Annotated in this window: 5 protein-coding genes; all 5 read right to left on the bottom strand. The window is 60.6% G+C overall.

Annotated features, from left to right (window positions below; genetic code table 11):
- Window positions 1-28: 28 nt before the first annotated feature.
- Window positions 29-2452: a VWA domain-containing protein gene (locus GA615_RS04885; protein WP_152050153.1), complete on the bottom strand. Its 2424-nt coding sequence runs from the start codon at window positions 2450-2452 to the stop codon at window positions 29-31.
- Window positions 2453-2511: 59 nt separating this feature from the next.
- Window positions 2512-4743 carry a BatA domain-containing protein gene (locus tag GA615_RS04880; RefSeq protein ID WP_152050152.1) on the bottom strand — a complete coding sequence of 744 codons (2232 nt, stop codon included), beginning with the start codon at window positions 4741-4743 and terminating at the stop codon, window positions 2512-2514.
- Between the two features lie 148 nt (window positions 4744-4891).
- Complete coding sequence (locus tag GA615_RS04875) at window positions 4892-5812, bottom strand: DUF58 domain-containing protein (RefSeq protein WP_235905091.1); 921 nt, start codon at window positions 5810-5812, stop codon at window positions 4892-4894.
- A complete protein-coding gene (locus tag GA615_RS04870) occupies window positions 5769-6821 on the bottom strand; it encodes an AAA family ATPase (protein ID WP_152050381.1) in 1053 nt (350 codons plus the stop codon). The genes GA615_RS04875 and GA615_RS04870 overlap by 44 nt, the downstream gene beginning before the upstream one ends.
- A 169-nt stretch (window positions 6822-6990) precedes the next feature.
- Window positions 6991-11301 (bottom strand): outer membrane protein assembly factor BamB family protein, encoded by a 4311-nt coding sequence (locus tag GA615_RS04865; protein WP_161602178.1) that lies wholly within the window; start codon window positions 11299-11301, stop codon window positions 6991-6993.
- Between the last annotated feature and the right edge of the window lie 582 nt (window positions 11302-11883).

Genomic DNA, 11883 nt, shown 5'->3' with positions numbered 1-11883 from the left:
AAAAGTCTTGAGCCGTACTCAGCGTCACTCATATCATTTGTTTACGCTTACGCAAGACCCACTCCGTGGTCAACAGCCCCAGAAACAAGGACAATACGCGCCAGTCGTTCCAGAGAGGGATTGGCGGATCCGTGTCGAGTGGAATCTTACGTGCCGGTGGCAGGTCGTCGAGGAGATTTTCTGCTTCAAGGATCGAGCGGTATTCTCCCCCGGAGAGCGACGCGGCGCGAACCAGTTCAGCCTTGTTGAGTTGCACTCGGTCTCGTTCGTCGGCCGGTGGTTCAATCCGGAATTCGGCGGTCGGAATCTCTCCCTCAAGCACCGGGGGAGGAAGCAGCCGGATGCGATAGTCGCCGGGCACCGGGTTCGGAAGAATTCCTTCGAACGAATCCGACGAATCTCCGGTCGATCGAAGGATCAGGCGATCGGGTGGACGGTCTCCCCGCTCCACTTCAACCGCGACTTCTCCCGAACGGGGAGCGAGACCGGCGCTCAGGAATCGAGCACGAAACAGGACCGGCTGATCTGATTGATAGGTCGAGCGGTCGGTGGCCAGTTCGGCCGGTCGGTCCCGGTTCAGGCGAGAACGGGCCATGAAGCGAATCATCTGGACCCAGAATCGGCCAAAATAGCGGTCAGCGGTACCGATCCGCCAGCGCCAGGTGTCGTCCAATCCAATGTAAAGGGACTTGCCTGCCCCCACGAATTGATAGGCCACCAACGGCACAGGACCGTCGGACCCGGCGACAGAGGGATGCTCGGCCAGGACGAACGCGGCAGGTTGCTTCCGAGGCGATTCCAGGAACCAGTAATGGAGCGGAAGGTTTTCCCAAACTTCCTCGCTTACTGCTTCTTCGTCGGCAAGCCGGAAGATGGGACTGGCCTGACCTTCGGCCGTCAGGTTCATCCGGAACGGCTGAACCGACTCTCCTCCCTGAAACGGATTTCGCGCCCCAGTGAGCTGCACCGGGATCAACGGCTCCAAAGGAGTTCCCTGGTAAGAAATTGGATTAAAAAACTCTCCCGAGGCGAAGACAAGCCCGCCTCCTTCCTCGGTGACGAAATCTGCAAGCAACTGAAGTTGCGAAGCACTGAAATAGAGCGGATCAGCATCCCCAAGAATCACCACGTCGTATCGGAAAAGCCCATCGTCCCCCTCTGCCGCCGTGGGAAAGTTGGGTAACGCCACGATATCCTGGGCGCTGTACTCCGGGTCTGCCGTTTGCAACACCACCTGGAGGTCGATCGACTCCGGCCGACGCTCCAGAAACGTTTTGAGATATCGATATTCGTAGCGTGGTTGACCATCGACGAGGAGGACCTTGATCTTGTCTTCCCGGACGGCGATGGTGCGTCGGAGGCGGTTATTCTCGACACCATCTTCACGGGGCTGCGGCTCGGCGACGACGACGTAATCGAACCTTCCCGTCTCCTGCGGTCGATGGATGATTTCAAACGGGATGGCCTGCCCGTCGGGTGGGGCTTCCACCTGAACTGAGGCCACCTCGCGGCCACTGGCGAGGGCGTCGTCTCCCGAATCAGGAGGAGTCTCGAACAGTCGGATGGTGATTGGAAGACCTTCAAAGCCTCGGGAGGACAGCTTGGCGTCAAACCGAACGGCATCGCCGACGAAGACCACGTCATCCACCACGAGATCGGACAGGGCGAGGTCTCGGGGAGGCGTGTCATCACCCACTCCGATTGTATAGAGTGGAACGCCTTTCCGCGCAGCAAGCGGAGCGACATCGGACAAGGATTCCCCTCGTGTCGACTGACCATCGGTGAGAATCAGAATGGCCGAGGGGGGGGCTCCTCGAAGTTCCGTCAGCACCTGGCGCACCCCGGTGCCCAGTAACGACTGCTCTCCGATCGCTTGAGCGCCGTCGAGTGCCGATAGGGCCGGGCCGACATCCTCAGGATCATCCACCTCGGCGAGTTCTCGGGCAGAACCGGCCATTAAGTACAATCGGACCCGATGTTGTTCCTGAAGCGATTCGAGCAGCGCCCCGTTCTCACGACCGAGCCAGGATCGCACGAGAGAAAACCGGCTCACATCCGCTCGTTCGGTTTCAGCCGCAAGTTGTGCGGCACGTTCAACCAGTTCGGCATCGGCATACTGGTCTTCACGAGCCATGCTCGCCGAGTCGTCCGCCATGATCACCAGGTAAGGAAGATCGACGCGTTCGACCACCAGAACCGCCTCGGCGATCAGGAACATGGTCAGCAAGAGCAAGCTGACGCGGAGGCTGGCCAGTCCGAGTCGGTACGCGATCGAGCCCCCGCGCTCGCTCAGATACAGTCGAACGATCAGGAAGGAGCCAACGAGCAAGACCAGCAGCAAGAGGCCCTGTGACCAGGGACGCTCAAAGCGAAGAAACGGGGTCAGTTCCTCTCCGGGAGCGGCCGGAGAGGCACCCAGTTGAAGCGCCAGGTTGCGGAGCAGCGATTCCATCGTCCCTTTGCCTTCCTTCGGCACGTTCCTTCACGGTCGGAGCCCGTGCGATCACGCAATTAGCGGCTGCGCCCGAGCCACCAGGCCAGGGTTGATTCTCCCAGAAGCAGCCCGAGGACAATCAACAGGAGTCCTCGATGCAGCTCGCCGCGGCGACCGACCGCTGCGGCCTCGGAACGATCGACCGGCCCCCCGTCCCAGCTCGAAAACGTCCAGCGGGGAAACAGGACCGACAGGGTTGAAGTATCCACGCGAGACAGGTCACTCTCGGCCGGATCGGGATTCACGGAAAAGCTCAATTCACGGGCAACCGGAGGACCAATCCGAGCCGTGTACTCTCCCGAGAGATCGGTTCCTTCGAACAGGAAGCGTGCCCCATCTCCTTCATCTGCCAGACGACCCGGTTCTTCACGTCCATCGGGACGTAGGACCGAAGTGACTGCATTGAGCGAATTCGTCTCAATCGCCTGATCCAAGCTCTGACCTACCGCAACATTTCGCTGAGCCATACGACCCGAAGCCGCAAAATAGGTCATCTGCTCCAGCACGGGAGGATAGCTTGGATGCAGCGGCCAGGTGGTCCAGTCATCATCGGCGGTGGTGGCAATTTGAACGACTGTGCCTCGATGACGGCTCATCGTGAGGATCGCCGGCCGACCATCGGTGAAATCCATCACGCGACGAGCCGTGGAGCCTTCGGGCACAATCAGATCATGCGATCGCCAGGAGCGAACAGCCGTCAGACCCGAAACCACCTGAGCGGCTGCTCCCTGATAGATCGCGACGATCGGGTGGTTGAAGTCGAGCGGATCGAACTCCGGGGCTCCGGCGAGTTGCTCACTGATCTCATCTCCCGAGGAAACCACATCGCCGAATCGAGCTGGCAAGAACCCAGGACCATCAAAGGTTTCCGAACCGGGAATCCCCGCGAAAAGGTTGGCGTTGTATTCATCCGCCTGAATGCGATCTCCCCCGAAGAGAACCACGCCGCCCCCTCGTCGCAGGAATCGATCGATCGCGTCAATTTCTCCCCGGCTCAAGCGGGCGACATTGCAGAGGAAAATCACATCGTAACGCTCAAGATCGCGTCGGGTCAGTTGCGACTCGGTGACCACCTCCACACCAATCGGTGAGGGAGTCCGATCCGAGCCTTCCGAGGGACTGAGCCCCTGAGCGAGATAATCGGTTTCCGACTGAAAGGGTTCCGGATTGTAGTCACCGTTGACCAGGAGAACTTCCAAGGACTCCCGAACCGGAACGGTCAATCGCCAGGCATCGTCCACGGCGAGACGGTCCTCGTCGAGTCTGACCTCGACCACATGGTCACCGGGGTCCTCGAACCGGTAGGAGAAGGCGACCGGCACATCCTGGCCAGGCGGAAGATCGACGCGACGTTCCGGCCCGAGACGGCCATCAATGACCAACTGGGCGCGAACGCCAGTGTCCACCTCTGATCCAAAATTCGCGAGGCGGGCGGTGATCACCACCGGAGGCCCGTCACGGACGACGATCGGAGCATCCAGTTTCAGGTCGACGACCGCTCGGTTTGATCGACTCGTGTCTCCCAGGTCAACGACCACACAATTGGCTCGATCCTCTTCCAGCGCGGAAACGTTTCGTTTCAGAGCAGTTTCCCATTCCGGATCGACCTGCCAGGTGGCCGCTTGCAGGTCGCTCAGAAAGAGCACTTCCTTCTGCGGAATGTCCGAAGTGTCCAGCACCTCACGGAGCTTCGTGAAGGTTGCGTCGAGATCCCCGGTGCCGTGGGTCGGCTGAAGCTGTTTCAGTTCCTCACGAACCTCAGCATGATTTGGAGAGGGAGCGCCAATCACCACCTTCGGAGGATTACCCAGCAACAGCACGCTGATGGCGTCGCCATTGCGGGCCCCCTGGATATATGCGTCGGCGTACTCCGTGGCCCGGGAGAACCGCGATCGCTCGGCGGAGGTGTGCGTCATGCTCATCGTACCGTCGATCACGATGACGCGATGGGTCCGCCGTCCGGCCAGAAGCGGTACAGCACCAATCGATTCCAGAAATGGCTGCGCAAGTGCCAGAACCACACAGACGACCAGCAGGGTTCGAACCGCCAGCAAGAGCCAGTGTTCCAGTCGAATCCGTCTCTGGTTCTTCCGGATCGCGGCAAGTAGAAACCGCATGGCCGCCCACGACTCTTCACGGTATCGCCGACGGTTCAGCAGATGGAGGAGCAGTGGCACGGCGGCTGCCGCAAGCCCCCAGAGCAAGAAGGGATTGGCGAACCCGATAGCCAGGAGTGGAAGGTTCGTCACAACGGTCGTCCCTGGTCGAAGAGCTGATCAGCGGAATCAATCACGGATTGGAGAGCAGAGGACCTGGCTTGAAGGTTCGGATCGATGCCCCTCATGCGTCCTGTCATCCTACGACGGGGGTCTGGCTTCGGACAGAGTGATCTCTGGGTCAGACTCGGCGGGGTCCCTTACGGGTCCGGGCGGATCGGGTCGCCAGATAGCCGGTCAACGCCGTGTCGAGGGGTTGATCGGTCCGGAGGGGGACGTAGTCGATGTCGGCCAGTCGGCAACCTTTACGAACCGCATCCGTGAACGCCGAGAGTTCAGCCAGATACCCGTCTCGTAAGGCGGCTGGATCAGTCAGCAGTTCCTCGGGAACCTCAAGACCCTTGAACTTGGTCACCTGCCGAAACGGGAACTCCACCTCGGCCGGGTCGAGCACATGGAAGACAACGACCTCATGGCCCCGGTGGCGGAAATGCTTCAGACCGCTCAGCAGTTCGGGGGCGTCTCCGTCGAGCAGGTCACTGATCAGGACCACGATTCCGCGGCGACCGATGCGCTCGGCCATCTCATGGAGGACTGGACCGAGTCCGGTTCGCTCCCGAGCCGCCTCGCCGTCCATCACACGAATTAACTCTTTCAGGTGCGATGGCTGCCCCGAGGGCCGGACGTAGCGTCGAATTCGGTCATCGAACACTGCCAGTCCAACCGAGTCCTGCTGCTGGAGCACCAGGTAGGAAAGTGCCGCGGCGATATACTGCCCGTAGCGCAGTTTCGAGACATTGCCTTCCGAGGCATATCCCATCGAGGCGCTGGCGTCGATCAGCAAATACGTCAGGAGGTTTGTCTCCTCCTCGTATTGCTTCAAGTAATACTTATCGGTCTTCGACCAGACTTTCCAGTCGATATGGCGGACATCGTCGCCGGGAGCATACTCGCGGTGTTGCGAGAACTCGACCGAGAACCCGTGATACGGACTCTTATGCATCCCGGCGACATAGCCTTCGACGATCAGCCGGGCCTGAAGCCCAAGCCCTTCGACGTTAGCTAGCGTCTGCGGATTTAAATAGTTTTGGTACTCGACCACTCTCGGACGCCTCGCTCGGGTCGGCCGAGAGCGAGGTGACCAGCCGGGCGATCACGTCGTCCGGTCGAAGTCCTTCCGCCTCGGCATTAAAGTTGGTGACAATGCGATGCCGGAGTACCGGCCCCGCCACGGCCCGAATATCCTCGATCGAGACGTAAGGCCGCCCCATGAGGACCGCGCGGGCCTTCCCCGCCAGAACGAGATACTGGCTGGCCCGAGGCCCCGCCCCCCAGCTGACGAAATCACGGACAAACTGAGGCGCATCGGCCTGGGTTGGACGGGTCAACCGAGCAAGCCTCACCGCGTAGCGACCCACGTGATCGGCCACCGGCACCTTGCGGACAATTTGCTGCATCTCCAGGATGTCAGCTCCGGAAAGGACCTTCTCAACCGATGGCGGCTTGGCCGACGTAGTCACGCGGACGACCTCAAGCTCTTCATCCTCGGTCGGGTAATCCACCAGGATGTTGAGCATGAATCGGTCGAGTTGGGCTTCAGGAAGTGGGTAGGTCCCTTCCTGCTCGATCGGGTTCTGCGTGGCCAGCACAAAAAACGGGTCGGGCAGACGATGCCGTTCTCCGCCTACGGTCGCCTGCCGCTCCTGCATGGCTTCGAGCAAGGCCGCCTGGGTTTTCGGCGGCGTCCGGTTGATTTCGTCGGCCAGGATCAAATTTGCGAAGATCGGTCCCCGAAGGAATTTGAACTGGCGGACCCCGGTAGCCTTATCCTCCTGAATGACCTCGGTCCCGGTGATGTCCGACGGCATCAGGTCAGGGGTAAATTGGATTCGGTTGAAGCTGAGGTTAAGGGCATCGGCCAGGGTGTGAATCATGAGGGTCTTGGCCAGTCCGGGAACCCCGATCAGCAAACAGTGGCCCCGGGCGAAGATGGCGATCAGGAGTTCTTCCAGCACGTCCTGCTGGCCGACAATGATCTTTCCCATCTCCGCGCGGAGCTTTTGGAACGCGTCGGTGAGGCGCTCGACTGCGGCGAGATCCTCGTGCGGCATTGGCTGCGGATTCTCGGAATCAGACACGGGGACCTCCGTCAATCGAATCAAGGCGAAGCGAGAGAGGGTTTCGGGGTCGTCCAGGGCAAGACCCGGTGGCAAACCGAAAAGCTGATCCTAACACAACACGACCCGTCTCGAAGTGTCAAATCGATCTCGAATGGTTGCGTCAAGGTGTCGAGAATTCTCGCAAGGCCGCTTGCCGTTCATGCGGCTTCCACTCTGACAGGCGAACCATTCCCTCGTCTCCGGCCACACGAATCCCGTCAGAATGAAGGCGGACCAGACGGCCCGCTCCCGTTCCCTCAACGACCAACCGCTGAACCCGGCGGCCGGAGTCTCGACTCAGGAGATTAAGGACCACGGGGCCGCTGGATGCCATGCCCGGCGTCCCGTCGCCAAGGTGGTAGACCAGGACACAGTCGGGGGTCAGCCTGAGACCCCATGACTCGTTGAGATCACCCGGAAGCACGACACTCCAGAAGGGTTCGCCACGCTCCAACGACAACGCGGACACGCGAAGGCCGGGCCCCTTTTGACCCATCACATACACTGCGTCGGTTCCGAGCAGGATCGACTCGTGCCGGCGATCCGATCGAAATCGCCCCAGGTTCGTTGACCAAAGAACTTGTCCGTTGATCGGATCGAGCCGTTGCAGCGTTTCGCCCCGAAGGACGAGCATGCGCTCGAAATCTCCCAGCACGAGGGGATCAGTCGGTGATGGCCGAGGCGACGATGGCAGGGGAGACTCTTCCCGAGCCTCCCAGATTGCCTGGCCGGTTTCGAGATCCATCAAGACCACGGAGGTATCGTCCGGCACGATCGCGACCCGATCCAGGGCCACGGCGTGAGGGTGACGACGCCAGGGACCGACCGAATCGTCCTGTGGGAACATACCGAGAGTTCTGCCATCTCGGGCATCGAGAACGACCACTGCGTTGGGCATGCGAGCCTGGATCACGACTCGGGCAAGTCCCACCCCCAGGTGTGAATCCAGCGAGATGGCCGAGGTGCGGTACGTCCACTGCGGGCGGCCGGCGATCGGATCGAGGCAAACCAATTCTCGGTCGCCTCGAAAGAAATAGAGCCGATCACCATGAAGCCGAAACCCTTGAAACCCGGACAACGCAGGCTGTCGGTCGCGCCGGTCTGCTTCCGCGACTGGTGGCGGCGGAGTGGGACCGAACGCAAGTTCTCCATCCTTCGAATGCACGTCCCAGCGGGGTTCGCCTTTAATCGGGTCGAACCCGAGAATCCGGTCGGAAGTCGCGAGAATTAAATGCCCCCCCGCAATGCCCGACCAGGATGGTCGGGTTGCCAGGTTCCACTCCCAGAGAATTTCCCCCGAATCCGGTTCGACTCCGCGCAATTGACCCTGGCCGATCAACACCTCAGGACGATGAGTTCCCGAGATCGGTCGAATCGCGGGCTCGGCGATCGGCAACGGAGCGAATTCCGAAGGCCATTGAGAACGTTCGATCGAATCGAGCGGCGGAGTTAATACGGGAGCTTGCGCCTCGGGCCGTTCGTGAGCAGACGCCAGGCGATCGGCCACATACGATTCGATCCGTTGGACCGTCCCCGATCGCTCAATCTCCAACGCCCCATAACGCGATCCAGCCAGCAAATACGCCTCGTGAGCCTCGGTGTCGAGGTCAATTGCCTCGTAGCAGCGAGCAAGTCCGAGGAGCCCAATCGCCCGTTGCCGATCCTCCTGAGCAGAGATCAGAAGTTGATGATACGCTCGGGCTGCCTCGGACCAATCCCCACGTTCCTCGGAAAGCGTGCCGATGGCTTCGAGTGCGTCGGGAACATGACGTGAGACAGGGTATCGACGAACGACTTCGCCAAGCTGACGCAGGTCGTCATTCTTCCGCCCGTTCCGAAATAACTCGGACGCCTCGGTCTCGAATCGTGCATAACGCTCCGGCCCGGATTCCTGAATGAGCCATCGCAAGCGATCCACCAGCAGCAGTTCAGCCCGAAGGCTCCGATGTTCGTCTGCCGGGAGGTCAATTTCACGAACTTCAGGGCGGCTCAACGCGGTTTGGAGGACCTCGACGGCTTCGGCCGATGCCCCAACGGCATGTCTGGCATTGGCCAAAGCCAGTTCGGCCTCTATGCGCTCCCGATCATCAGGAGCCGTGGCAATCGCCAGTTCAAACTGTTCAGAGGCAAACTGGGGATCCCCCTGATTGGAAGCTGCCGTGGCCAGCTTCATATGGATCTTGAAGCGTTCGGCTCGAGCCGCCTCGACAAGCCGACGACCATCGATGCGGTCGGAGGGACTTGCAAGTTCGGCCACGCGATCCAGGCTTTCCAGCGCTTCCTGGTCCTCGCCGAGTGTCTCCGCGGTACGAGCCAGGCGATAATAAAGGTCCGGCTTCTCCGGTTCCGCCGCGATTCGCTCCCGATAATAGCGGAGCATTCGTGTCGGTTTGCAGAAGACTCGTAAATGATCTCGTTCGGCAATGAGCAGGTAGCCGTCGCCAGCGACCAGATTTCCCCCACCGCAGCCGAAAGCCTCGCGGAGGGCGATCGGAGGTCGGTCGGTCGGCCGGCCGGTGACCTGATCGAGGATGTAGAGCGTGTCTCGGGTCGGCCAGTAAATCTCCCCTCCCGCCAACAATCCTCGGCCGTATCCTTGTTCCAGGGTCTGCCCCTCGGGCCACCGCGATCGGATGCTGCCGTCTTCGACGTCGATCGTCCAGACATGATTTCCCGTGACGACCAGCTTTCCTCCAGCGACACCGAGCAGGTGAGTCACACGTCCCCCGGGATTGGCCTCCCAGAGGAGCTGGCCGCTCGAGCGATCAAACGCAAGCACGCGGTCGGTATCTTCCGGAGCGACAATCACCTTGTCGGCATGGACGATCGCGGGATTATGCGTGACCGGTGTGGCCAGACCAGAGACTCCCGCCATCCGCCTGGGATACGACGCCAGCCAGTTCAACCGACCCGATCGAGCATCGATCGAGGCAAGCGCCCCGAGATCCGTTTGGTAAAAAATCGTCGAGCCGCCAAGCGAAAGGAGCCGATGTCCCAGCTCCGGATTCACGATCATGCCGCGGTTTCGAGCCCCTGGAACCCGGCTGAAGCTGGCAGAGGTTCCCGAGCACACGAATCGGACCCAACGTGCCTGCCCCGTATCGGGTTCCAGACACGCCACCCAGGTCAGAGCTTGCGTCCCCGGTTTCAAGAGGACCACATAGACCCCGCTCTCATCGACGATGGGAGCGCCTCCAAACGCCACCTGTCCGGTCAAAACCCCTTGGTTTTCCTGACCGGGACCGGCCATCACCTGATCTGCGGTCTGAATCCAGAGAGGGGATTCGGGCCGGGAACGATCGACCGCGATGATTGCCGTAGGGGGTGCCGTCGATAGGTTTCTCCCCTGAAAGGCCGCCCCATAGGGCCCGAGTCTCGCGTAAATTCGATTCCCGAAGATCGTCAGGGTATGCCGTTCGACGCCGAACGTCGGTTGGGCGGCTGAGGGGGCCGATGCGGGAGGGGAAGCCCGCCAGGACGGCACTGGCATGGCCATCCCGTCCGGACTCCCCTCAAGTGGATAGCCAAGCACCGAACGCCCATCGGTCAGGAATACCTCGTCTCCCTCCAGAACCGGGAAAAACGAGGGAAAATCATCCTCGGGCATGCCGAAATCCTGACCAAACCGCCGAGGACTTGCCTCCAGATTCGCGCTGGCGTCAAACGGCGTTCGCAACGGGATCGACCAGACCAGGGCCCCCGGATCGACCGGCTCCGCCAGCTCCTTCGAGCGAGAGGAGGCACCAGCGAACGTCGGCCATCTCGAATCCAGCGCTGCAGGGAGTCTGAGTTGATCCTGTTCCAGAGCGGAGGCCAGAATCTCGGCATAGAGGCCACGACGTCCAGCCAGATCACCGGAGGATTCTGGGTACAACTCCGCATACTTCTGCAAATCCGAGTCGCCCGTTCGCTGACCGAGTGCCTCGGTGCAGAGAATCAGTTTTGCGGCAACCTTGGCAATGTCGATGTTGGGATCAGGATAAATCGATGATGCCCGACCAGCATCGCTCGATGGGACCAGTCGGCGATAGAGTTCCAGTGCCTCGTCAAATCGGCCTTCCTGGAATGCGAGGTCGGCGAGCAACTCCGTCGCATCATCACCAACCGAACTGCTGAAGAACTGATCAACAACCCGTCGTAAGAGGATTGGATCAAGCTGGTCTCGACCCTGCTCGAACAGGTGACGAGCTTCTCCGTCAATCCGGTTCCGGTAGAGTTGCAACGCCTCGGCCGGAAGGAGCGCGATCCGACGTTGAGCGTATTCGCTCACGTTGACAAAAACCTCGACCCCCTCATCCACCTCTCTGCCGCCCTCGTCCAGCGTCTCGGCCACAGTGAGCGCTTCGGGAAACTGCTGGATCGCTCGCTGATAGAGTTCAACGGCCGAATCCCATTGCTGCTGATGAACGTGGGACGCCGCGGTCTTGAGCAAGGCTTCCGCTGCGCTACTGGTTTCTGGATGGATTGTGGACGGAAGCCTTTGGGCTCCCTCGGCGGGGAGACTTACGAGAGAAAGTGAGGAGAGAATCAGAATGACGAGGAATGAGACACGCAGCCGACGGAAACGGGCACAGGGGCGTGGCGCATATGGGAACATCGGCGCTCCTTCCGTGATTTGCCGGCCGAGCGTTCCAGCGGTCCCCCAACGACGGGGTGATCGAAGCGTTCTCCGCGATCTGACCCTGACGCACTCGATCCTGGTTGGCTCGTGATCGGAACCGACGTCGCGTGCCTTCTGTATCAAGTTGTTGACCCTGATCTGGGCCAATGATTGCGAATCTGCGAACCGTTCAGAATCTCAAGGAGGAAATCATTCCACGCAATTTGCGTGCCTCCTTCCTTTCTTTAGGATATGGGCGTCGGCAAGCGGTCGACAAGCCCTCCTTTTCCAAATCTTGCCCTCGAATTTAGCAGGATCGCTGCGCAGAGGAGCAATGAACCCGTTGCGCCCCATTCTCGTCCCGAGGGGAGTACCACCCTCGATGAGAAGGTCTGGCCCATTCGACTGGCAATC

The organism is Tautonia marina (assembly GCF_009177065.1).
GTDB lineage: Bacteria > Planctomycetota > Planctomycetia > Isosphaerales > Isosphaeraceae > Tautonia > Tautonia marina.
The sequence above is the reverse complement of the archived record's forward strand: the minus strand, read 5'-3'. Positions and strand labels throughout refer to the sequence as shown.

What these genes read in the sequence shown, in the direction of transcription:
- GA615_RS04870 (WP_152050381.1), bottom strand. Translation starts at nt 6,821, where the DNA reads ATGCCGCACGAGGATCTCGCCGCAGTCGAGCGCCTCACCGACGCGTTC.
- GA615_RS04885 (WP_152050153.1), bottom strand. Translation starts at nt 2,452, where the DNA reads ATGGAATCGCTGCTCCGCAACCTGGCGCTTCAACTGGGTGCCTCTCCG.